Genomic DNA, 22,993 nt, shown 5'->3' with positions numbered 1-22,993 from the left:
GGTGGTGGCCGGTTCGCATCCCGGGATGTGGGGGACTTGTGTGCACCGCGTTGTTGAACGTGCGACATTCGGTGCAGGTGAACCATTCCGCGGGTGCTACGGAACGGACGCCACCCGGTGCAGGAGCAGCAGCGCCACGTCGTCCGGCCGGTGCCTGCGCTCCGTCACGTTCAGGGTGAGCAGATCGGCCAGCCGCTCCAGCGCCGCCGCCGGCCCGATCCGCCCCGGACCGGCCTGCCGGGCCCACAGCTCCAGCCCGCCGAGCATCCGCTGCACCGACTCGTCGTAGTCCTCCTCGCGGTCCTCCACCAGCCCGTCGGTGTACGCCAGCAGCGTCTCGCCGCCCGCCAGCCGGTCGACCACCAGCGGGTAGGGCTGCTCCGGGGCCACCCCCAGCGGTGGGCCGCCCGGCAGCTCCAGCTCCACGGCGGCGGCGTCGGCGGTGATCCGCACCGGCGCCGGGTGCCCGGCCCGGGCCGCGGTCAGCCGGCCGTCGGCCGGGTCCAGGGTCAGGTAGAGGCAGGTCGCGAACAGCTCGGTGTCCAGCTCGGCCAGCAGCCGGCTGGTCCGGGCCAGGGTGGCGGCCGGGTCGTGCCCGTCCGTGGCGTACGCCCGCAGGCCGCTGCGCAGCTGGCCCATCACGGCGGTCGCCTCGGCGTTGTGGCCCTGCACGTCGCCGATCACCAGCCCGATCCGGCCGTCCGGCAGCTTCAGCAGGTCGTACCAGTCACCGCCGATCTGCATGCCCTCGGTGCTCGGCAGGTAGCGGGCGGCGCTGGCGATCCCGGGCAGCCGGGGCAGGGTGCGCGGCAGCATCGCGCGCTGCAGCTCGCCGGCCCGGTGGTGGTGGATGTCGTACAGCCGGGCCCGCTCCAGGGACTGCGCCAGGATGCCGGCGAAGGCCGAGTACAGGGTGCGGTCCTCGCGGCTGAAGGCGCGCTCGGCGGCGAAGGTGATCAGGCAGGAGCCGACCTGTCGGCCGGAGGCCACCAGCGGCAGCACGGCCCAGGCGGCCGGGGCGTCCGGGCTGCGCGGCGTGCTGCCAGGCTGGCTGAACAGCGGGGCGGAGCGGGCCAGCGAGTGCTGCATCACCGGCTCGGAGAGGTCCGCCAGCCGGGTCAGCTCGGCCCGGCGCGGACCGCCGTACACGGTGTGCGAGACCGGCAGCAGCCGGCCCTCGTCCACCAGGTCGAGCACGATGCCGGCGGCGCCGAAGGCCGGGCGGGCGACGTCGGTGACGGCGGTGGTGACGTCCCGTACGGTCACCGCGCGGGACAGCGCCCGGGTGAGCGACAGCAGCAGCGCCGTCCGGGCCCCGGCCTGGTCGTTCGGCGGCCCGGTGTCCCGGGCCGGGCGGTGGTCCACGTCGGCCAGCAGCCCGGCCATCCGCACCGGGCGGCCGTGCACGTCCAGCATCACCTCGCCGGACTCCTCGACCCGCGCGACCTTCCCGCCCGCGCGCAGCACCCGGTAGCCGATCCGGTAGCGCCCGCCGCTCGCCAGCGCCTCCGCCAGCGCGGCCTGCACGTCCGGCAGGTCCTCCGGGTGGACGATCCGCTCCAGCGGCGGGGCCGTCCCCTCCGGGTCGACGGGCCGGCCGGTGAGCGCGAAGGCGGCGGCGTCCCAGTGGCTCTCCCCGGTGACCAGGTCCCGCTCGAAGGCGCCGTGCCCGGCGGCCCGTACCGCGAGCGACAGCAGCGGATGGGTCGGCGCGGGGCCCGGACCGGCCGGCCGCGGGGGCGGGGCGGCGGTGTGCTCCAGCACGTGGTCCAGCAGGTGGTGCAGCCGGTGGGCGCAGGCCCCGGCGATCGTCTCCAGCACGTCCAGGTCGCGCCCCGGGACGGTGCCCCGGTGCGCCAGCGCGAGGGCCAGCACACCGATCGCCTGCTCGTCCACCACCAGCGGCAGGCTCACCACGGCGACCATCCCGGTGCCCAGGCCGGCGTTCCGGTTCGGGTAGTCGACGCTGGTGTGCTCCGGGCTGATCAGGTACGGGCGGCGCAGCTTCAACGCCATCGCGGCGGGCAGTTCACCGGCCGGGTCGACCAGGCCGTAGCGCTCGAGCGCCCAGTCCGGCAGCCCGTGCGAGGCGGTCAGCCGGAGCGATCCGGCGGAGTCCAGCAGGTAGAGCGCGGAGCCCTCACCGGTGATCCAGCCCGGGCCCTCGGCGAGCACGGTGCCGAGCAGTTCGGCGGCACTGGTGCAGCCGAGCAGCAGGCGCACACAGCGCATCGGACTACGGGCGGGAGTGGGCACTGAATCTTCATACCCCATTTCGGCCCCGTCCGGCTCAGGGCGGGCCTCTCGCCCCAGCCGCCGCACCAGCACCGGGGGCCGGTCGTCCGCGCCGTCCTGCGCCACCCGCCCGCTGCACGGGAAGTCCGCCGCGGGGGAGGTCAGCTGCAGGGCAGGTCGGCTGCAGGGCAGGTCGGCTGCACCGGAAGTCGGCGGGCCCGACTTCCCGTGCACGCCCGAACCCGCCGCCCAGCGCGCGGCGCTCCCGCCGGCGGCGCGGAGGAAGCCGGCCGGGCCGGCTCGGTCACCGGGACTGGGGCCAGGTGCGGAGGCCGGTGGTGAGGGTGGTGACGAGGCGGTCGTGGGTGGTGGTGAGGTCTTCGGAGAGTTGGAAGGCACCGCCGATGGAGAGGGCGGCGAAGCCGTGGGCGAGGGAGCGGACGGTGCGGGCGGCGTGGATCACCTCGGAGTCGTCGAGGCCGTACCCGCGGAGGACGGCGACGATGACGCCGACGAGCCGGGTGGCCGCGCGGGTGAGGTCGCCGTCGGGCTGGGGGGCCTGGGGAAGGGCGGCGTAGCGGTGGGGGTGTTCGGTGGCGTAGGCCTGGTAGGCGCGCAGGACGGCGGTGACCGCGTCGTCCCCGCTGCGGCCGACGGCGGCTTCCGCGAGCCGGTCGGCGAGTTCCTCGGTGACCCGGACGGCGACGAGCCGCCGCAGTTCGGCGAGGCCGCCGCTGACGTGCTTGTACAGCGAGGGGGTGGCGACTCCGGCGCGGGTGGCGACGGAGGCGAGGGTGAGGGCTTCGGCGCCCTGGTCGTCGATGAGGGCGAGGGCGTGGTCGACGACCTGGTCGGGGGTCAGTCCTACGCGGGGCATGGCTTCGGGTTCTCCGTGCGGCGGTGGGGGCGGGGCAGGCGGGGGGTCAGGCGAGTTCGGCCAGGAAGGGCAGCAGGGCGTCGGCGACGGCCCGGGGGTTGTCGGCCATCGGGTAGTGCCCGGAGCCCTCGATCATGACCTTCCGCGCGCCGAGCTTCTCGGCCTGGAGTTCGGCGACGGCTTCCGGCTTCGGGAAGTCGGGGTCCTTGCTGCCCATCAGGACGAGGGCGGGGCAGCGGACGGCCGCGGTCCAGCCGATCGGCGCGGAGTCGCCGCCGACGTGGCCACGGGTGGCGGTCTTGCGGCCGGGGGTGCGCAGGGCGGCGACCAGTCCGTCCACGTAGCCGTCGAGGTCGGCGGGGCGGGGGCCGGGGAAGGCCATCTTGCGCAGGTAGAAGCCCCAGACCCCGGGCCACTGGACCATGGCGGCGCCCATCGCGACCATGACGCCCCGCATGAGGGCGTTGGTCCGGTGTTCGACGAAGGCGTCGATCAGGGCGATCCCGGCGACCCGCTGGGGGGCGTCCCCGGCAGCCTTGACGACGGTCGCGCCGGTGTAGGACTGGCCGACCAGGACGGCTCGTTCGATGCCGAGGTGGTCGAGCAGGGCGAGGACGTCGGTGGCGACGGCGGCCGGGCCGTAGTCGTCCCAGACGATGGAGGACTCGCCGAAGCCGCGCAGGTCCATGGTGATGACCCGGTGGCCGGCGGCGGCGAGCAGCGGGTGCAGGTGCCGGTAGGCGCGGCGGGAGTCGAGCATCCCGGGGAGCAGGACGACGGGGGTGCCGTCGCCCTGCCGGGTGTCGTCGTACGCGAGGCGGCCGCCGGGGACGTCGAGGTACTGGGTGCTCGGGGTGGTGGTGCCGGTCATGGTGGGCCTCCGCTGGCTCGCTCGGTGCTGGCGATTGCTTCCGATAGCCATAAAGCTAAGGCTAATAGCCTTAGCCGTCAAGGGCCCTTCCCGGATCCGCTCCGCTCAGACCCCCTCGACCCTGAACGGGTCGTGCTCGCTGAGCAGCTTCTCCAGGCGGGCCTGGTCGACCCGGGCGACGGTGTCCGAGGACTCCTGCCGGTCCCGGATCACCTTGGCGAGCGTGAAGGTCGAGGTGACGGTGTAGAGGAGGCCGATCCCGAGGAAGGCCCGGGTCCAGCCGCCGACGGGCAGGTAGGCGATCCCGGCGGCGAGGGCGGTGCCGGAGACGGCGAAGGAGAGGACGGCCTGGACGTAGTACGCGGCCGTGGTCCGTGACTGCATCGGTGCGTTCATGGCGCCAGGATGCGGCGGGGCGGACCGCTTGCACATGAGTAGGAGTACTCAGATGGGCCTGGCGAACGAAGGGCCGTTCGTTGACGACCGATCACCTGTTCCCCAGCCGTCCCGGACGGATGGCTTGGAATCAGGGCGTCCTAGGATTAACGTTTGATAACGCAGCGCGGTCGTCAACGCCGTACCCAGACGGCACCGTGCGCCGTCGCCTAATCCCACCGGCCGGCCTCCGGGCAGGTCAGGGAGCCGGGGAACCACGTTCCTTGGGGTGAATCGGCGGGGCCCCGGCCCGGCCGTAGGAGACCTTCCTGCTCCGAACCCGTCAGCTAACCCGGTAGGCGCGAAGGAAGGAAAGGAGCGCGCCTCCGTGGCGTCGACGCACACCCCGGCACACCCGGCCGGCCCCGCAGCCGGTACCCAGCTCCTCGACCACCCCGGCCCGGACGGCCCGGAGGCATTCGCCCCGGAGGCCGAGGCCAACCGCCACCGGATGCCGCGTCAGACCCGCGGAGCCTCCCCGCTGCTCGGCGTCACCGCCGTCGCCGCCACCCTGGGCGCCACCGGCTTCGCCTCCGCGACCCCGGCCGCCGCGCCCGCCGTCGAGGCCCCGGACGAGTCGCCGGTCGCCCTGGCCGCCGACCCCGGCCTCGCGCTCGCCGCCCGCATCCAGCAGCAGGCCGACAGCCAGCGCACCGCCGCCGAGGAGGGCGCCCGGCTGCAGGCCGCCCAGGAGGCCGAGGCCAAGGCCGCCGCCAAGGAGGCGGAGGCCAAGCGCGCCGCCGACGAGGCCGAGCGGGCCAAGGCCGCCGCCCTCACCCTGCCGGTGAAGGACTACAACCTCTCCGCCCACTACGGCCAGAGCGCCCGCTACTGGGCCCACCTGCACACCGGCCTGGACTTCGCCGCCGACACCGGCACCGCGGTCTTCGCGGTCGGCCAGGGCACCATCACCTCGGCCGGCTGGTCCGGTTCGTACGGCTACCGGATCGTCGAGACCCTGCCCGACGGCACCGAGATCTGGTACTGCCACCTCTCCTCGATCATCAAGGGCTCCGGCAAGGTGACCTCCGGCCAGCAGATCGGCAAGGTCGGCGCGACCGGCAACGTCACCGGCCCGCACCTGCACCTGGAGGTCCGCCCCGACGGCGGCGCCCCGGTCGACCCGGAGACCTGGCTCCAGCAGCGCGGCCTCACCCCGTAGCCACCGCCGAAGGCTCCGGACGCACCCGCGTCCGGAGCCTTCGCGGCAGCTCACTCCGGCGGCAGCTGCGCCAGGTACGCGTCGATCTCGGCCGGTCCCGGCTCCGGCGCGAGTTCGGGGAACTCCTCCACCAGCAGCCGCGGCAGCCCGGGCACCGTCCAGTCGCCGAGCAGGTCGAGCGCCACCTCGGCCGCGGCCGCCTCGAAGTCCTCGAAGTCTCCGGCCAGTTCGTCCGGCATCGGCCGCCCCAGCGCGTTCAGCTCGGCCAGGTTTCGGTAGCTGCGCCGCATCAGGCCCTGCTCCAGCAGCCGCCGGGCGCCGTCGGTGGCCATGCCGACCGACAGCACCCGGCCCGGCCCCCAGCCCTGCTCGTCCGGTTCGTCCAGCCAGCCGGTCGGCGTCAGTGCCTCGTACCCGGCGAGCCGCTCCTCCTCGCCCAGCCCGGCGAAGCCGGCCAGCCAGCCCCGGACGGCCGCCGGGTCCGCGACGTCCACCCCGTGGGCGTGCAGCAGCACCGCGTACAGCCGGGGCCAGGTCACCAGGTCGGCGCGGCGCAGCAGCCCGACGGCGACCTCGCCCTGCCACTCGGCCTCGGCGTGCAGCCGCTCCTGGCGCTTGGCGTTGAGCCGCTTCGCCGCCCGCTGGTGGTCGACCAGCAGCCGGACGGCTTCGCCGTAGGCGAACGGGTCCTGTTCCGGGTCGGGTTGGACGTAGAGGTGGAGCCGTTCGTACAGCAGGTGCTCCACCGCGTCGGAGGTCAGTTCGGGCCAGCCGTCGTGCATCCTGCCCTCGCCCAGCTCCAGCAGCGCCAGCACCGTGCGCAGCGGCGTCTCGGCCACCGGCGCCCGGTCCTGCCCGGCCGCCCAGGCGAGCAGGTCGGCGGCCCTGGTGCGCGGGGCGAGTCGCAGGTCTTCGTCGTTCATGTTCCGAACGGTAGCCGCCGGACGGGGATAGGGTCGGCAGCCATGGTCCCCGTACGCCTCACCGGCCCCCGGCTCGCCGTCCGCGAGTACCACCACACCCCGGAGGAGGTGGACGCGCTGCACGCGCTGTTCGGCGACCCGGAGGTGACCCGCTACCTCCCCTTCGAGCCGCGTGACCGGGAGACCTGCGCCGACCAGATCGAGCTCTACCTGGAGGAGGCGCTGGCGGAGGAGCGGGACACCTACCGGCTCGCCGTCGTCCGGCGCGAGGACGCCGAGGACCCGGCCGACGCGGTGCCGGTCGCACACGCCAGCCTCACCCTCGGCAGGTCCAGCTCCGCCTACCTCGGCTACGTGCTGAGCCGCCCGGTGTGGGGCCTCGGCTACGCGGGCGAGATCGCCGGACTGCTCTGCGAGCTCTCCTTCGGCCCGCTCGGCCTGCACCGGCTGGCCGCCCGGGTCGACGTGGACAACACCGCCTCCGCCAGGGTGCTCGCCCGGCTCGGCTTCCGGTTGGAGGGGCGGGTCCGGCACGACCTGTTCAAGGGCGGGGTCTGGTGCGACTCGTACCAGTACTCGCTGCTCGCCGACGAGTGGCCCGGCCGGCAGTAGCGGGGGCGGCGGCAGGGGGCCGGTAGTGGGGGTCTGGGGGCCGGAAGTGGCGGCCTGGGGGTGGGGCCGGGGCAGGGGCCGGGGGGTTAACCCCACCCCCGATCCGCCGGTGCTCCGGATGTTTGCCGGGCCGCGCCCCGGCCAGACTTGAACACGTCAGCAGGTACGAACGCGAGCACGAACGAGGGGCCGGGGGCCGGGGATGAGCAGTAGCCGAAGCACGCTGGGTCAGGAGTGGGACGCCCCTGGCGGTTACGGCGACGGCGGTGCGCGCCCGGCCGGGGCCCGTCGCACCGAGCAGCCGCCGGGCTTCTGGCGGGCGCCGTTCTCCGGCCACTACTACCGGGAGGTCGGCTACGCACTCACCGGTCTGCCGGTGGCGATCGTCGGCTTCACCGTCGCGATCGCCCTGTTCTCGGTCGGGATCGGCACCTTCGTCACCGTCCTCGGCCTGCCGGTGCTGGCGGGCCTGACCAGCGCCTCCCGGGGCCTGGGTCGGGCGGAGCGGGCCCGGGTGCGCGGGATGCTCGCCCTGGACGTGCCCGGCCCGGCGCCGGTGCGCCAGGTGCGCCCGGGCAACTGGGGCGCGATCACCGCGCGGCTGGCCGACGGCCCGGGCTGGAAGGCCGTGCTGTACCAGCTGGTGATGTTCCCCTGGGCGGTGTTCAGCTTCTGCATGACGCTGACGTTCCTGGTGCTCGGCTGGGCGATGGCGCTCTACCCGCTCTACCACTGGGTCTTCCCGCGCTACACCTCCTGGCGCGGCTACCAGCTGTTCGACTTCACCGACAGCCACCACGTCCGGCACGCCTACTACGTCGAGGGCACCGGGCAGATCGCCGCCTTCTCGGCGATCGGGGTGCTGCTGATCTTCCTCACCGCGCGGATGGTCCACGGCCTGACCGGCGTCAACCGGGCCGCCGCCCAGGGCCTGCTCGGCCGCTGAGCCCCGGCGCCCGTCCTCGCCACTCCGCTCCGCCCCCGCCTCGCGTTCCGCCCAGCCCAGCCCAGCCCAGCCCAGCCCCGCCCAGCCCAGCCCAGCCCCGCCCAGCCCAGCCCAGCCCCGCCCCGTCCCCGTCCGTGTTCCGGATGCGGGCGGGGCGGGCCCGTGTTCGGATGACCGGGTGATCACCGCCCCCGATCCGGACCGGGCCCGCGCCCCGGACCAGGCCGTCCTGGTCACCTCCCGCCCGCTGGACGAGTACTGCGCCCTGTTCGGCCTCACCCGCGCCCGGCTCGCCGCCCTGCCGGGCCCGCTGCTGGACTGCCCGGGCGGCGCGTCCGGCCTGACCGCCGAGGCGCGCGAGCTGGGCTGCCGGGTGATCGCCGTCGACCCGGCGTACGCGCTGCCGCTGCCCGAGATCCAGGCCCGGGCACTGGCCGCCCGGGCCTCGATGGCCCTCGCGATGGCCGCGCGGCCCCACCTCTACCCCTCGTCCCGCCCGCACCGGCCGCCCCGCCCCGAGCGCTACCTGCGCAGCTGGGACCGCGCCCGCCTGCTGTTCGCCGCCGACTCGGCCGCCCACCCGCAGAGCTATCTGGCCGCGGTGCTGCCCCGGCTGCCCTTCGCGGACGGCGCCTTCGCCCTCACCCTGAGCGGCTACCTGATCTTCGCCTACCCCGAACTGTTCGGGCCGGAGCACCAGTTGGCCGCTCTCGCCGAGCTGGTCCGGGTGACGGCCCCGGGAGGCGAGGTGCGGGTCCAGCCGCTGAACGACGGCCACGGCCGCCGCTGCGGGCACCTGGACCGGGTGCGGTACGCGCTCGGCGAGCGCCGGATAGCCAGCGAGGTCCGCCGGGTGCCGCTCGGGGACGGCCGCGCCGGGAGGGTCATGGTCCTGCGGGCCGTCGACCGACGCCTCCGCCGGTCGTCCCCGACGACCGTCCTGTAATGGTCACTACCCGACTTTGCCCCTATACTCACCCGCATGAGCGAGACCACGATCCGGCCCGCCCGGCCGGCCGACGCCGACCGGCTCACCGCACTGATCCAGGCCTCCACCGCCTACCGCGGCGCCTACTTCGCGATGATCGACGGCTACGTCGTGAGGCCCGACTACATCGAGCGCCACGAGGTGCGGATGGCCGTGGACGGCACCGACGGCCGACTGCTCGGCTTCTACGCGCTGATCCACGAACCGGCCGAACTGGACCTGATGTTCGTCGCCGACGAGGCCCAGGGGCGGGGCATCGGGCGGGCGTTGATCGCGGACATGCTGGCCCGGGCCCGGGCGGCCGGGATCGCCGCGGTCAAGGTCGTCTCGCACCCACCCGCCGAGGGCTTCTACCGCCAGGTGGGCGCCGAGCGCACCGGCACCCGCCCGCCGCGGCCCAAGACCCCTTGGGAACAGCCAGAACTGCGCTTCACCGTCTAGGAGTTCGCTTGCGGGCCGCCGCCCTGTGCGGGATCCGGCGCGGCCGCCGGCTGCGTCGGGACGGGCCCGGGGCCCGGCGCCGCCGCCGACTGGGCCGGGACGAAGGCCGCCGCCTGCAGCCGGGACAGTATCTTCTCCGCCAGCCAACTGCGGTCCGACCCGTACGGGATGCCCCGCGGGTCGACCAACTGCGCCGCCACCGCGTCCCGCAGCCGCTGCGCCTCGGTGCCGGGCAGCCGGGAGAGCAGGCCCCGGGCGGCCAGCAGCGCGTGGTACTGCTCGAAACCCGAGCGCGGGTGCTCGATCGCGTCCAGCACGCTCGGCAGGTCCGCCAGCGAAGGGTCGCCCTGCATCAGCGCCAGTGCCTGGATCCGGCGGCCCTCGGAGCCGTCCGCGTAGAGGTCCCGCACCTGGTCGGCGGTGAGCGCCGAGCGCTTCGCGGTCGAGCGGACCTCCGCCACCACGCCCTCCGGCCCGGTGGGGGAGCCCGAGGCGGGCGGCAACTGCGCGGCCAGCGCGGCGGGTTGGTCGGCGCTGCCGCCGAGCAGCCCGAGCTGCTGCATCGCGCGCACCCGGAGGTCGTCCGCGCCCACCTTGTCGCCCCGCCGGTCGCGGTCCTGCCCGGCCAGGAAGAGGTCCAGTGCCTCGTCGGTCTCGGTCAGCACCCGCGGCAGCGCCAGCCGGGTGACCAGCCAGCCGGCCAGGAAGCCGAGGACCAGGAAGTACAGCACCAGCGCGGCCGCGAACGGCGCCGCGGCGTCCGCGCCGCCCAGCACGGGCGCCAGCGCCGTGCCGAGCTGGTGCAGCCGCTCGCCGAGCGAGCCGAGCTGGGTGAGCCCGACGCCCAGCAGCACCTTGGTCAGCCAGTCGGAGACCTGCTCCAGATTGGTGTTCGGCGCGTACGAGCCCTGCGGCTCGCCGGAGCCGCTCTTCACCCGGGGCACCCCGAACAGGAAGCCCAGCGCACCGCCGAGCACCGTCGAGGCCCCGGCGACCACCAGGCCGCCGCCGAGCGCCTGCCAGGCGTGCTCCCGGCCGAGCGAGAACATCAGCAGTCCGAGCAGTCCGGTGCCGGTCAGCACCCCGGCCGCCGTCCACTGCGCCGTCCGCAGTGCCGACGCACCGGCCCGTCGCCGCGACTTGGTCATCGCCCACCCCCTGTGTCCGCGCCGCTCGGCCGCGCCCCGTCGTTCCCGTGGTGGGGCCGCGCCGACTCTAGCGCCGTGGCCCCACCACGGGAACGACCCGGGGGCGCCGTCGCTACGACGGGGGTGGCCCCGCTGAGGAGGCCGGCCCCGGAAAACGCAGACGGCCCGCGGGCTGCTCCGCGACGCCGGCCCGTGCACTGGCCTGGCGTCGCGGCACCGGGGATGTTCCGGTGAGCCCGCGGACCGGGTGACTGCTGTGGATTTCGCCTGCCGGAGGCCAGGGGCCTCACCCTGCGCAGGCAGGGGCGGCTCTAGCGAGCAGCCACCTCACGCATCCTGATGGAACTCAATTCAGGATCACCTCCCTTCAGTGTGCCGCCACTGTAGGCAGGCCTCTGCGGAGAGGGCAACGGATTATTCGCGGACGCCGCTCAGGCGCTCTTCACCTTGTCCTGGAACTTGGTGTAGTCGATCACGTTGTCGGCCGACGGGGCCTGGATGGTGACCGGCTTGTCGAAGTCGCTGAAGTCGATCCGGCCCTTGTCGGAGCCGGTGGTCTTCTCCAGCCGCACCGGGTAGAACTTGCCCTCGGTGGCGATGTGGAGGAGCGACTCCTCGCCCTTGTCGTCCTTCTCCTTGAGGCTGAAGGTCTTCAGCCCGTTGACGGTGCCGGCGCTGCCCTTGGTGGGGGTGCTGGAGCCGTCGTCGAGCATCTGCTTGCTCGCGTCGGAGAGCTTGCAGAAGTCGGTCAGGTCCTTCATCTTCGGGTCGTTCTGGAAGCCGGTCAGGTAGCGGCCCTTGAACAGCTCGGCGACGGCGTCGCCCTTCGGCCCGCCGAAGGTCTTCCAGAACTGGGTGTCCGGCTTGAGGAAGTACTGCTTGCCGTCGCTGATAATCTCGAAGGAGCCCATCCCGGGCATCGCCATGCTGCCCTGGCACTGGCCCGTGGAGTCCATCACCATGTCGATGGTCATCTCGCCGTCGTCGCTGGCCATCTTGCCGGCGATCTTGAGCGAGGTGGCGCCGGCCAGCGCGTCCTTGGCCTTCTTCTCGATCTCCTGGGCGGTCAGGTTGTCGGTGTCCAGCTTCGCCACGGTCGGCGTCGCCGTGGCGGTCGGAGTCGCGGCCGCGGCTGCGGTGGTCGCGGGCGCGGCGGCCTTGTCCGAGTCCTTGTTGTCACCGCAGGCGGCCGTGCCGGCTCCCAGGAGGAGGCAGATCGCGGCGGTGCTCACCAGGCGCTTCGACAGCATCGAGGTCGTTCCTTATCCAGGGCACGGCCCCGCCGTCCCCCACTTGGATGAATTTTTTCCTCAGTATGGGGGAGCGCTCTGACCGGAGATCTTGAAACGGGGTGCCGTTACCGCTTCGTGGCGGGACCGTGCTGTGGCCGTGCCGGGGAATGCGTAAGGCCCGGAGGAAAAATCCTCCGGGCCTTACGGCTACTGAGTAGCGGGGACAGGATTTGAACCTGCGACCTCTGGGTTATGAGCCCAGCGAGCTACCGAGCTGCTCCACCCCGCGTCGGTGAACACAACAATACGGGGAAGTCGCCGAGATGGGAAATCGGTTCTTCGGGCCGCCTTGGCACCGGCCCGCGACTACCCCCGCGCCGCCCGTCTGCCGCGCCGCTCGGCGTGCCTGGCGGCGCGGGCTCTGGCCCAGAGCGCGAAGCAGACCAGTGCCACGAAGCAGGGCACCATCAGCACCCCGTAGACCACCAGGAAGCCGTCCGTCCCCAGGTCGGCGGCGGCGTTCCAGGTGCCGTGCAGCGCCATCGCCAGCAGCAGTCCGGCGGGCGCGGCCAGCCGGGCCAGCCAGCGCCGCCCGGTGGTGAGGGTGACGGCAAGGCCGATCCCGGTGAGCGCGGTGAACAGCGGGTGGGCGAACGGGGAGAGCAGGGCGCGCAGCACGAAGGTCTGCACGGTGCCGTCGAAATCGCGCAGGCTGGGCGGATCGCCCAGGCCGATGCTGTCCAGCCGGTTGCGCTGGTCGGTGCTGAAGGCCCGGCCCAGGTAGAGGGCGTTCTCGGTGAAGGCGAAGCCGCACGCCGTCATCCCGCCGAGCACCACCCCGGCGGCCAGGGTGCGCGGTCGGGAGCGGCGGTGCGGCGCGCCGGGGGAGGAGAGAGCCGGGCAGAGGTACGGCAGCGGCCGCAGGTAGGGGCGGAGCCGCAGCCGGCTCCGGGCGTGCGGCCCGGCGGGGCGGCGCTGGTACGGGCGGGCGCGCCGGGGCGCGGGCGACCGGTGCAGCAGCGGCGCGCAGGGGCGGCCGGAGCGGCGGCCGTGGCAGCGCAGCCGCTGGCCGAGCGGCAGGAGCAGCACCAGGAGGGCGGTGGCCTTGGCGCTCTCCTCGATCACCGGGGTGGCGATCCCGGTGCCGAGCAGCCCGCCGAGGGCGCCCTGGTGGGTGGTCAGGTAGTCGGCGGTCCAGTTGTTGGCGAGGATCGCGATCGTGGTGGCCGCGCAGGCGCCCCAGCCGAGGCAGAACACGGTGTGCCGCAGCGGTACCCGGGCGGTCAGGTTGAGCCAGGCCAGGCCGCCCAGCACGAAGGGCAGCGGCACCGTCGCCAGGCCCAGGCCCACCAGCAGCCCGGCGGTGCCGGTCTGCCGCTGGACCAGGTGCAGGATCAGCAGCCCGCAGCAGCTCAGGGTCAGGACGGCGGCCGCGGTGACCGGGGGGAGCGCCGGTGAGCGGCGACGTCCCGGGAGCCGTTCCGGGGTGCCCGGCACGGTGGCAGCGGTGGACGGCGGGGCGCCGCCGGGCCGGGGCAGCAGCCGGTCGGCCCGGCGCCTCCGGGGCCCCGGGATGGTCCGGGTGTCGCCGGGGCGCGGGCCCGTACCCGGTGCCTCGGCGGCGGTGCGGACGGTGACCCGTCCCGACCGGACGCCACGGCCGCCGCCGGACGGGCTGCCCATGCGGCACAGGGTAGGCCACGGTGGCGGCCCGTCGGGAGGAGTCGGGACGAACCGTTCGTCCCGGGCCGGACCGTCCGTACGGCCCGGCGGGGCCCGTTCGAACGGCCGCGGGCCGTCAGCGGCGGCGGAACAGCAGGTCGTGCACCACGTGGCCCTTGGCGATCCCGGCCCGCTCGAACTTGGTGACCGGGCGCCAGTCGGGCCGCGGCGCGTAGCCGGGGACGCTGCCGTCCGGGTGGTCCGCGGGCTCCAGCCAGCCGGTGCCGTCACCCTCGGGGTGCAGGTTCTCCAGCTCCGGCGAGGCGGACAGCACGGCCAGCATCTGCTCCGCGTACGGCTCCCAGTCGGTCGCGCAGTGCACCAGGGCGCCCGGGGCGAGCCGGGGCAGCACCAGGTCGAGGAAGGACGGCTGGACCAGCCGGCGCTTGTGGTGCTTGGGCTTGGGCCACGGGTCGGCGAAGTAGACCCGCAGGCCGGCCAGCGAGGCGTCCGGCAGCATGTCGCGCAGCAGGATGACGGCGTCGCCGGCGGCCAGCCGGACGTTCCGCGAACCGTCCCGCTCCAGCATGCCGAGCAGGTTGCCGTGGCCGGGGGTGTGCACGTCGGCGGCCAGGATGCCGGTCGACGGGTCGGCGGCGGCCATCGCGGCGGTGGTCTCGCCCATCCCGAAGCCGATCTCCAGGGTGACCGGCAGGCCGCCGAACAGCTCCGGCAGGTCGAGCGGGGTGCCGTCGATCGGGACGCCGTAGGTCTCCCAGCTCCGGTCTAGGGCGCCCGCCTGGGCGTTGGTCATCCGGCCCCGGCGCGGCTGGAAGCTGCGGATGCGCCGCTCCCGGTGCTGTTCCTCGGTGGCCTTGTGCGGGTACATCGGCGCGGGGTAGGCGGCCGGCGCCGCAGACAGCCGGGCGGACGGCGATTGCTGGGGGATCGGGGCGGTGGCAGTCACAATCACCTGAGTCTACGGGGCCTCGCCGGGCGCCCGGAGGGGTGTGTGACGGGGCTCATCCGCCGGCCTCCAACGCGGCCAGGGCCCGGCGGGCCACCTCCCGGCCGATCGGCAGCGAGGCCGTCGCGGCGGGGGAGGGGGCGTTCAGCACGTGCACCGTGCGGCGCGGGGAGCGCGGGTCCTCGGGGTCGAAGCCGGCGAAGGCGAAGTCGTCCAGCAGCGAGCCGTCCCGGGCCACCGCCTGGGCCCGTACCCCGGCCGGGGCCGGCACCAGGTCGGCGGCGGTCACGGCCGGCAGCAGGCGGCGGACGGCCGTGGTGAACGCCCGCTTGGACAGCGAGCGGTGCAACTCGCCGACCTCGTACCGCCAGTGCCGCCGCAGGATCCGCCAGGTGCCGGGGAAGGCGAGGGTCCCGGCCAGGTCGCGCGGGTGGACGGTGCGCCAGTCGTAGCCCTCGCGGGCCAGCGCGGGCACCGCGTTCGGGCCGACGTGGACGTCCCCGTGGATGCCCCGGGTGAGGTGCACCCCGAGGAAGGGGAAGGCCGGGTCGGGCACCGGGTACACCAATCCGCGCACCAACTCCCGGCGCTGCTCGGCCAGTTCGTAGTACTCGCCGCGGAACGGCACGATCCGCACCCCCGGGTCGTCCCCGGCCAGCCGGGCGATCCGGTCGCTGTGCAGCCCGGCGCAGTTCACCAGCACCCGGCAGCGCAGCTCCCCGTCGGCGGTGCCGACGGTCACGCCGTCCCGGCGCCGGGCGACCGTCCGGACCTCGGTGCCCGGCCGCAGTTCGGCGCCCGCCTCCCGGGCCAGCCGGGCGTACGTCGTCGCGACGGCCGGGAAGTCGCAGATGCCGGTGGTGCCGACGTGCAGCCCGGCCCGCCCGCGGACCGCCGGCTCGTAGCGGGCGATCCCGGCCCGGTCCAGCTCGGTGACCGGGATGCCGTTCGCCCGGCCGCGCTCGGCCAGCGCCGCCAGCCGGGGCAGTTCGGCGTCGCCGGTCGCCACGATCAGCTTGCCGGTGACCTCGTGCGGGATGCCGTGCTCGCGGCAGAACGCCACCATCTCGGCGGCGCCCGCGACGGCGAACCGGGCCTTGTACGAGCCGGGGCGGTAGTAGACGCCACTGTGGATCACCCCGCTGTTGCGCCCGGTCTGGTGCGCCGCGAAGCCCTTCTCCTTCTCCAGCACCGCGACCCGCAGCCCGGATCCGCCCCTGGTCAGGGCGTACGCGGTGGCCAGGCCGACGATGCCGCCGCCGACCACCACGACATCGAACCCGCCGTCCGCCACCCTGTACTCCTCGTCCGCCGCCCGAACCCTGCGGCCGATGGTGCCACGGGAGTCGGCCGCGGGCGCCGGTTTCGCGCAGGTTGCACCGGCGGCCTCCGGGCGACGTCGCCCATGCGTCTCCCCGCGCGTCGGTCGGCCCGTCAAGGCTCCGCCGCTCGGGTGCGTGGTCCGTGGTCCGTGGTCCGTCGTGCGTGGTCCGTCGTGCGTGGTCCGTCGTGCTGCCACCGGCATGCCGAGGTGGGCGGCAGTGTTCTGCCGCCCACCTCGCCGTGCGGAGCCGCTCCCCAGCGGCTCCACCCCCCGTGCGGCCGGTGCGGTCGCGCGCAAGGCCCCCCGGCCCCGCGCGTCCACCGCCGTTCCCCCCGTCCGGCCGCGTGGTGGTGGGGGGGGGGGCCCCCCCCCCCCCCCCCCCCCCCGCGGGGAACGGCCGGGGGCACCCCCCCCCCGCCCCCGCCCGGCCCCCCCCCCCCCCGGGGGGGGAGCACCCGGGCCGCCGCCGCGCGGCCCCCCCGGCCGCCCGGGGGGGGGGGGCGGCCCGCCCCCCGCCCCGCCCCCCCACCGTCGTGGTCAACGGTCCTGGACCTCCCAGGGCCAGCCGGCGTCGGCCCCCGCCTCCAGGAGGGGGATCAGCCGGAAGGCCGCGTCGCTGAGGCCGCCGAAGGTGTGCCGGTTGGCGACACCGCTCGGGCCGTGACCGGTGGCGTAACCGGCCAGGTTCCAGGTGTAGACGGGCACGTGCGCCGGGATCGCGTCGAGCGGGTCGCTGCCCCGGTAACCGAAGCCGGGCTGCTCGTCGGTGACGATCACCACCCGGTCGTGGCCCCGGTAGTGGGTGCGGACGGCCTGGGCGGTGTTGGTGCCGCCGAGGTCGGAGAACCGTTCCAGCACCCGCAGCACCGCCTCCCCGCGGCGGACCTCGATCACCCGGCTGCTGGAGCCGAACTCGACCAGGTCCGCCCGGGCCGCCCGCACCTTCAGCGCGGTGCCGAAGATCGCCGCCGAGTCCGCCCGGTTGAGCTGGGTCTGCGCGCTGGGCCGGTCGAACATCGAGCCGGAGCGGTCCACCAGGATCAGCGTCCGGCCGGGCAGCTCGGGCACGTTGGCGAGCGAGTGGCCGAGCGCCGTCTCCAGCGCGTGCCCCCACCGCAGCGAGGGCGCGTGCCGGTACGCCGCCAGGTAGCGGAACGGGAACTGGCGCGAGCGCCGTACCTCGCCCTGGTCGGAGATCCGCCGGGCCACCTCGGTCGCGACCGCGTCCGACACCCCGGCCTGGTCGAAGTTGCGCAGGTTCCGCACCAGCGCCATCGGGCCCATGGAGGGGATGACCGCCTCCCAGACCGGCGCGTCCAACGGGCCCTGCAACCAGCCCGCCAGCGCCTCCCAGGTCAGCCCGGCGGCGGCCAGCCGCTCCGCGCCGTCCTTCGCCGTCACGGCGGCCCGGCGCTGCTCGACCGGCAGCGCCAGCAGCTCGCGGTTGGCGGTCAGCATCCGGTCGACGGCCGGCGGGACGGCCTCCTCCGGCCGGTGCCGGCGGTCCAGCGCGTAGCCGAACAGCGCGCCCTGCCAGGGCTTCGCCGGGTCCGGCGACGGGTGGGTCAGCTCCAGCACGTCACCGAAGCGGTAGCCCTTGCTCGCGGTGTCGTACTTGAGCAGCGCACGGGCGTCGTACAGCCGCCGCACCGCGTCCGCGACACCGCGCTTGAGCGGCTTGGGCAGCGCCCGGCCGTAGCGCGAGGTCCAGTAGGCGAGCAGCTCGCCGGGCTCGTCGGCGCGCCGCAGCACGGCGTCGACGGCCTGCCGGGAGTACCCGTGGGCACCGGCGTCCAGCCGGGCCCGGGTGAACTCGGCGGCGCCGACCAGCGCGGCGGTGCGCAGCTGCGCCCCGTACCGCAGCCAGCGCAGCAGCCCGAGGGTCCATTCCGGGTCGCTGACGGCGAGTTCGCGCACCAGCGCGGTGTAGCGGTCGTCGCGGGCGCCGCCGCGCTCGTAGAAGGTGTCCTGGCCGACCAGATTGGCGACGGCCAGCAGGAACAGCTCGGACTTGGCGTCCCGGACGAACCCCACGCCGCCGTTGTGGTTGGCCGTGCGCTTGCCGGTCGTGGTCACCGGTGACGTCGGAGTCGCCTTGGCCTTGCGGATGTTGAACCTGGACATGCTGCAGCCCCCCTCGGCGTGCTTGGTCGTGTGTACGGGAGGGAGGCATGCTGCGGCTGGGGGTGCCCGAGATCGTGCCGGCCGTCGAACGGCCGACATCGGCGGAGGTATATGCCTTGTGCTCTACCGGATTGAGCTAGCGGCCGCACTCGCGCACGGCACGCCCGGGATTTGAACCCGGAACCGCAAGATCCGAAGTAACCCCCGCCTGCGCACCGGGCACTCCGAAGCGCAGCTGCCTCCCGAGATCAGGTCGGCGGCGGTGTTTAGCGGGCTCGAACCGCTGCGCCGGAATACCGGCGTCCACCAGAAGTAACCGCTGCCGTCGCACCGGGAGGTGCGGAATTCTATTCACGTATGGGTGTCCAGAGTTCGAGGTCGGCTGAGGTGACGAAGCTGCTCTACCAACTGAGCTACACCGGCACGAAAAGTACCGGTGGCGGGACTCGAACCCGCGACCCGCCCATTAGGAATGGAAGTAACCTCTGCCTGCGCACCTGGACGAGAGAGACCTTATCCAGGCCCCTCCCGCAGGTGCATCCCATTTATCGCCGGGCATTCCGTCGGCTCCGGCGGCTCACGCCGGAGCGACGATCACCGCCCGCGCCCGCTCGGTCAACTCCCGTACCCGGCGTTCCCCCTGGAAGGGCTCCAGCCGCCGCAGCATCTCCACCACGTACTCCCGGCTGCGCTGCGAGGAGATCCGGCCGGCCACCTCGACGGCGCGTTCGCCGGCGGCGACCGCGGCGTCCAGGTTGCCCGCCTCGGCCTCGGCCATCGCCGAGACCACCAGCCGCAGGCCGTGCGAGCGGACGTAGCCCTCGGTGGGCTTGGCCAGTGCCTCGCGGGTGAACTGGCGGACCTTGGAGGGCACTCCGAGGTCCCGGAAGCACTCGGCGGCGTCGGCGGCGAGCCGGTCGTAGGCGTAGAAGTCGATCCAGGCCGGATCGGGATCCCCGGCGCGTGCCCGTTCGAGTGCGCTCTCCGCCGCGCCGAGCGCCGTCGCGCACGCCGCCGCGTTGCGGGCCTTGGCCTGGGCCCGCGCCTCCACCAGGTGGAAGAAGCTCATGGTCCGGGCGGTGGCCAGGCTCCGGTTGCGCTCCAGCGCGGCCTGGGCGAGGTCGACGGCCTCCTCGGCGAAGCCCCGGTAGCCGGCCTGCAGGCTCATCGAGGCCAGTACGTACCCGCCGAGCGGCACGTCGGCGGCGGCCCGGGCGAGCCGCAGGGCCTGGATGTAGTACCGCTGGGCCGCCTCGTGCTGCCCGGTGTCGAAGGCCATCCAGCCGGCCAGCCTGGTCAGTTCGGCCGTCGCGCCGAACAGCGCCCGGCCGACCGCGTCGCTGTACGAGGCCAGCAGCAGCGGCGCCGCCTCCACCCGCAGGCACTCCGGCACCATCGACGAACGCCAGTCCCCGCCGCCGTACTTGGAGTCCCAGCGGCGGGCCTCCTGGGCGGCCTCGCGGAGCTTGACGGCGTCCGAGTGGCCGACCCGGTACGAGGAGTTCTCGCTCGGGGAGCGCGGCACCTCGCGGGCCACCGAGCCGTCCGCCGGGTTGATCAGCCAGCGGGAGACGGGCGTCGCGTAGGCGGCCACCGAGAAGGTGCCCGCCAGGCTGTCGCTCCAGCGGCCGCCACCGGGCCCGCGTCGCAGGTCGAGGTCGACCCGGAACAGGTCGGTGGCCGAGCGCACCGCGTCGGAGACCTCGCGCGGGAAGGCCAGGCCGAGTTCGGGCGCCGGGTCGGTGTCGCCCAGGCCGATCTCCTCCAGCGGGACGGGCCGGCCGAGCTTGCCGCCGATCGCGGTGGCGATCAGGTGTGGGACGGGCCCCTGCGGGACCATGCCCTTGCTCACCCAGCGGGCCACCGAGGTCTTGTCGTAGCGCAGCGTCAAACCGCGCTGGGCGCCCAGGTCGTTGACCCGTCGGGCCAGTCCCGCGTTGCTGATCTGGGCGAGGGTCAGGAGCGTGCCGAGCCGTTCGTTCGGTCCTCGTGGGCTGACGGTCATGGTGGCGGCGGCACCTCCTGCGGCCTTGTGCGCGGGGCCCGGGCGGCACCGGGCCGTAGCTGCTGTACCTAGAGTAGTCGGACGCGTTCCGACGGTTAAGAGGCCGCATTCCGGATGGCGGGATCGCGCACCCGGCGCTGCCGTGCCGGGCCGCCGCGGGAGTTGGTCCGGACCACCCGGAGCGGTTCGGCCACGCCGCGCGCCGGAGCGCCGTGCTCCGGTCCCGTGTTCACGTGCGCCCGGCCGTGCTCCCTGGCCCGACCGGCCGCGCGGCGATTCGCTGGTGGTCGTGGGTCGGCCCGCCGTCGAGGACCCGGCGGGCCGGGGGACGCCGCCGCCTCAATCCCCGCGGGCGGCGGTTGAGTCCGGGAGGGCATGCGGATGCCCTCCCGGGCTGGGCGACGCCTTTCGGCCATCTCGCGATGCCCATGTCAAGGGCGCCGCCCGGGCGGTCCGGGCCAGGGAGGGGGAGGCCCGGCCCGCCCGAGCCCACCCCGCGCCCGACTCCCGCCCCGACTCGTGCCCCGGGCCCGCCGAAACGGAAGCGGAACCGACAACACCGGCCCCGACGGCGGCCGGTGGTGGCACGATGTCTCCTGACGGCGCGCCGGAACGCGGGCACGCCCGGACGCGCGTGCGGGCCGCCCGGAACCGGGGCCGCCCCGGCACCCCACCCGGCCGCCCGCCCGGCGCCGGACGCGCCGCGCGAGTGCAGGTCCTCGTCCGGTGGAGGCGCGATGCGGTGGCTGACGGGCTGGAGCACGGGCGCGCCCGGGTCGGGAGCGCCCGCCCAGGAGGCCCTCGCCACGGTCGCACCCATCGCCGCCCGCCCCCTGTGGACCGGCCCCAACCCGCTCTGGGCGGTGGGCGACTGGCGCCCCGAGGAGATCCGCCTGGTCACCCTCCGCCCCGGCGCCCCCGCGGCCGTCAGCACCGGCCCGACCACCCCCGACCCGGTCGCCGACACCCCCGCCACCACCCGGCTCGCCGTCCTCGGCCACTGCGGGGCCACCGACCCCGAACTCGCCGCCGGCCTCGCCGCCGCCCGCGGCGGAGCCGTCCGCCACCTCACCGCCTGGCCCGGCAGCTACACCGTCGTGCTCCGCACCGGTACCCGCTCCACCCTGCTGCTCACCGACCTGGCCGGCGCCCAGCCCGTCTTCCACACCCCCTGGGCCGGCGGCACCGCGTACGCCACCGCCGCCCTCCCGCTCGCCGACCTGGTCGGCGCCGCCCTGGACACCGGCCACCTCGCCGCCCGGCTCGCCTGCCCCGAATCCCCGGAGGCACTCGGCACCGGCACCCCGTACCTGGGCGTCCAGCGGGTGCCGCCCGGCCATGTGCTCGCCATCCGCGGCGGCCGCCCGTACCTCGACCCCTACGACGAACCGCCCGGCGCCGAACAGCCGCGGGACGAGGCCCCAGCCGTCCGCGAACTCACCCGCGCGCTGCTGGAATCCGTCCGCTCCCGGGTCCGTACCCCCGCGCCGGCCACCGACCCCGCCGGACGCGCCCGGCTCGGCGTCGACCTCTCGTACGGGACGGCCTCCGCCACCGTCGCCCTGCTCGCCGCGGCCGTACCGCTGCCGCCGGTCCCCGCGGCCGGGCTGCCCGCGCCCCGGGCCGGGGACGCCGGTGCGGCCGGCAGCGGCGGCGTCAGGAGCGGCGCGGTGAAGGGCTCCTGGGTCCGGGACACCGCCCAGGAGCCCTCCGCCCCCGAGCAGTTGGCTGCCGTCACGCTCGGCGAGACCGAACCGCCCACCACCCTCGCGCTCGCCCCCGACACCCCCCGGCTGCGGCACACCGTGCTCGACCCCGGCCCCGACACCCTCCCGTACGCGGTCCTGCGCACCGACCCGCAGTCCGGCCCGCTCACCGACGAGCCCGGCCCCGAACTCGTCGCCGCGGCCCGCGCCGCGGCCCGCTTCGACGCCGGCGGCACCGACCATCTCACCGGCTACGGCGCCCGCCAGGTCCTGGACGGCCACCCGGCGCGGCTCGCCGACCTCATCCGGGCCGGCCGGCCGCGCGAACTCCTGCCCCCGGTCGCCGCCCTGGCCGGCGCCGACCGGGCCGCCGTGGGCGTGCTGGCCGGCGTGCTGCGCACCCCGCTCACCGTGGTCCGGGCCGCCCACCGGCTCTCCCGGGTCCGGTACGCCGAGGCGCTGGACGAGGCGGCCGCCAAGCTCACCGCCCGGCACGTCCCGGACGGCGTCGGCACCGCGGGCGACCGCTCGGCCGTCGACCTCGCCTGGTGCGTCCCCGGCCCGGCCGCCCGCTGGCTCTCCGACGAGGCGCTCTCCTCGGTCGCCCTCCGGCTTCGGCTGGCGGCGCGCAGACCGGCGCCCGAGGAACACCCCGGCGCGCACCGTGCCCGCCACGCCCTCTACCGCCAGGCACGCTCCTACCGCACGCTCCTGCACGCCGCCGAACGGCCCGGCCAACGGCTGCACGCGCCCTTCCTCGACAACCAGGTGGTCCGCGCCGCCCGACTGCTCCCCGACGACGTCCGCCTCCAACCCGGCGCCCGGCACGCCCTCCTGCACGCCGTCCTCACCGGCGCCGGCCGCACCGACCTGCCCCCCGACTGGGGCCGCGGCCCCCGCCCCGACCGCACCGCCCCCACCCGAGCCGGCCTGCGCCTAGCCGCCGACGGCCTCGCCGAACTCTTCGACGCCCCGCTCCTCGCCGAAGCCGGCCTCATCGACCTCCCCGCCGTCCGCGCGGGCCTCACCGCCCCGCTCTCCCCGACCGCCCTCGCCGGCCTCGCCGACCTGGTCTCCACCGAACTCTGGCTCCGCCGCCTCCGCGCCCGCCGCCACGGCGCCTGCTGGACCGGCCTCCCCCACCCCCACCCCCCGGCCCTCACCTCCTGATCACCAGCCACACCGCCTCCCCGCCCCCACCCACCCCCACTACCCCGCACCCACCCACCCGCCCACGCCCCCCACCTCCCCCTCCCATCCGCCCCAGGCGAGAGGGACGCGCTGCGGGAGGGGGCGGTGGAGGGGGTGGGTGCGGAGAGGGGCGTGACGGGTGAT

18 protein-coding genes, 1 tRNA gene and 1 riboswitch are annotated in these 22,993 nt (G+C 75.2%); of the genes, 6 read left to right on the top strand and 13 right to left on the bottom strand.

Annotated elements, in window-relative coordinates; translation table 11 throughout:
* Positions 1-96: 96 nt before the first annotated feature.
* From ACFWIS_RS23285 to ACFWIS_RS23270, 4 genes are all read right to left on the bottom strand, one after another.
* Entirely contained in the window at positions 97-2,232 is a 2,136-nt protein-coding gene (locus ACFWIS_RS23285) for a SpoIIE family protein phosphatase (protein ID WP_380462383.1), read from the bottom strand.
* Between the two features lie 307 nt (positions 2,233-2,539).
* Entirely contained in the window at positions 2,540-3,112 is a 573-nt protein-coding gene (locus ACFWIS_RS23280) for a TetR/AcrR family transcriptional regulator (protein WP_380462384.1), read from the bottom strand.
* Between the two features lie 46 nt (positions 3,113-3,158).
* Positions 3,159-3,983: an alpha/beta fold hydrolase gene (locus ACFWIS_RS23275; protein WP_380462385.1), complete on the bottom strand. Its 825-nt coding sequence runs from the start codon at positions 3,981-3,983 to the stop codon at positions 3,159-3,161.
* Between the two features lie 105 nt (positions 3,984-4,088).
* Positions 4,089-4,379 (bottom strand): YiaA/YiaB family inner membrane protein, encoded by a 291-nt coding sequence (locus ACFWIS_RS23270; RefSeq protein WP_380462386.1) that lies wholly within the window; start codon positions 4,377-4,379, stop codon positions 4,089-4,091.
* Positions 4,380-4,575: 196 nt separating this feature from the next.
* A riboswitch (cyclic di-AMP (ydaO/yuaA leader) is annotated at positions 4,576-4,734 on the top strand.
* Between the two features lie 12 nt (positions 4,735-4,746).
* On the opposite strand from ACFWIS_RS23270, the gene ACFWIS_RS23265 reads away from it, so the two are divergent.
* The gene (locus tag ACFWIS_RS23265; protein ID WP_380462387.1) at positions 4,747-5,580 is read left to right on the top strand and encodes a M23 family metallopeptidase; all 834 of its coding nucleotides are present in this window, start codon (positions 4,747-4,749) and stop codon (positions 5,578-5,580) included.
* 50 nt (positions 5,581-5,630) lie between these two features.
* Here the strand turns inward: ACFWIS_RS23265 and ACFWIS_RS23260 are convergent, their stop codons facing one another.
* A complete protein-coding gene (locus tag ACFWIS_RS23260) occupies positions 5,631-6,503 on the bottom strand; it encodes a hypothetical protein (protein ID WP_380462388.1) in 873 nt (290 codons plus the stop codon).
* Positions 6,504-6,545: 42 nt separating this feature from the next.
* Here ACFWIS_RS23260 and ACFWIS_RS23255 point away from each other — a divergent pair, with 42 nt between their 5' ends.
* The 4 genes from ACFWIS_RS23255 to ACFWIS_RS23240 all read left to right on the top strand — a co-directional run bounded on the left by ACFWIS_RS23255 (position 6,546) and on the right by ACFWIS_RS23240 (position 9,490).
* The gene (locus ACFWIS_RS23255) at positions 6,546-7,115 is read left to right on the top strand and encodes a GNAT family N-acetyltransferase (protein WP_380462389.1); all 570 of its coding nucleotides are present in this window, start codon (positions 6,546-6,548) and stop codon (positions 7,113-7,115) included.
* A gap of 202 nt (positions 7,116-7,317) precedes the next feature.
* On the top strand, positions 7,318-8,061 hold the full coding sequence (locus ACFWIS_RS23250; RefSeq protein ID WP_380462390.1) for a sensor domain-containing protein: 744 nt from the start codon (positions 7,318-7,320) through the stop codon (positions 8,059-8,061).
* Between the two features lie 178 nt (positions 8,062-8,239).
* Positions 8,240-9,007, top strand: a complete 768-nt coding sequence (locus ACFWIS_RS23245) for a hypothetical protein (RefSeq protein ID WP_380462391.1) — start codon at positions 8,240-8,242, stop codon at positions 9,005-9,007.
* Between the two features lie 36 nt (positions 9,008-9,043).
* The gene (locus ACFWIS_RS23240; protein WP_380462392.1) at positions 9,044-9,490 is read left to right on the top strand and encodes a GNAT family N-acetyltransferase; all 447 of its coding nucleotides are present in this window, start codon (positions 9,044-9,046) and stop codon (positions 9,488-9,490) included.
* Here ACFWIS_RS23240 and ACFWIS_RS23235 read toward each other — a convergent pair.
* The 8 genes from ACFWIS_RS23235 to ACFWIS_RS23200 form a co-directional block, all read right to left on the bottom strand.
* On the bottom strand, positions 9,487-10,638 hold the full coding sequence (locus tag ACFWIS_RS23235; RefSeq protein ID WP_380462393.1) for a hypothetical protein: 1,152 nt from the start codon (positions 10,636-10,638) through the stop codon (positions 9,487-9,489). The two genes, ACFWIS_RS23240 and ACFWIS_RS23235, sit on opposite strands and share 4 nt — an antisense overlap.
* A 431-nt stretch (positions 10,639-11,069) precedes the next feature.
* On the bottom strand, positions 11,070-11,888 hold the full coding sequence (locus ACFWIS_RS23230; RefSeq protein WP_380462394.1) for a hypothetical protein: 819 nt from the start codon (positions 11,886-11,888) through the stop codon (positions 11,070-11,072).
* Positions 11,889-12,085: 197 nt separating this feature from the next.
* A tRNA-Met gene (locus tag ACFWIS_RS23225) sits at positions 12,086-12,159 on the bottom strand.
* 77 nt (positions 12,160-12,236) lie between these two features.
* Positions 12,237-13,553 (bottom strand): PrsW family intramembrane metalloprotease, encoded by a 1,317-nt coding sequence (locus ACFWIS_RS23220; protein ID WP_380462395.1) that lies wholly within the window; start codon positions 13,551-13,553, stop codon positions 12,237-12,239.
* Between the two features lie 115 nt (positions 13,554-13,668).
* Positions 13,669-14,499, bottom strand: coding sequence for a tRNA (guanosine(46)-N7)-methyltransferase TrmB (gene trmB, locus ACFWIS_RS23215; protein WP_380462396.1), 831 nt, complete (start codon positions 14,497-14,499; stop codon positions 13,669-13,671).
* A gap of 55 nt (positions 14,500-14,554) precedes the next feature.
* Positions 14,555-15,793, bottom strand: a complete 1,239-nt coding sequence (lhgO, locus tag ACFWIS_RS23210; RefSeq protein WP_380462397.1) for an L-2-hydroxyglutarate oxidase — start codon at positions 15,791-15,793, stop codon at positions 14,555-14,557.
* A gap of 567 nt (positions 15,794-16,360) precedes the next feature.
* On the bottom strand, positions 16,361-17,947 hold the full coding sequence (locus tag ACFWIS_RS23205) for a TROVE domain-containing protein (protein ID WP_380463859.1): 1,587 nt from the start codon (positions 17,945-17,947) through the stop codon (positions 16,361-16,363).
* A 577-nt stretch (positions 17,948-18,524) separates the two neighbouring features.
* Entirely contained in the window at positions 18,525-19,952 is a 1,428-nt protein-coding gene (locus tag ACFWIS_RS23200) for an MFS transporter (RefSeq protein WP_380463857.1), read from the bottom strand.
* A 737-nt stretch (positions 19,953-20,689) separates the two neighbouring features.
* Between ACFWIS_RS23200 and ACFWIS_RS23195 the strand changes: the two genes are divergently transcribed.
* Positions 20,690-22,828, top strand: a complete 2,139-nt coding sequence (locus tag ACFWIS_RS23195; protein ID WP_380463855.1) for an asparagine synthase-related protein — start codon at positions 20,690-20,692, stop codon at positions 22,826-22,828.
* The last annotated feature ends 165 nt before the right edge of the window (positions 22,829-22,993 follow it).

Source organism: Kitasatospora sp. NPDC127060 (assembly GCF_042724935.1).
Classification (GTDB): Bacteria; Actinomycetota; Actinomycetes; order Streptomycetales; family Streptomycetaceae; genus Kitasatospora.
This window is presented reverse-complemented; position numbering and strand designations above follow the sequence as displayed.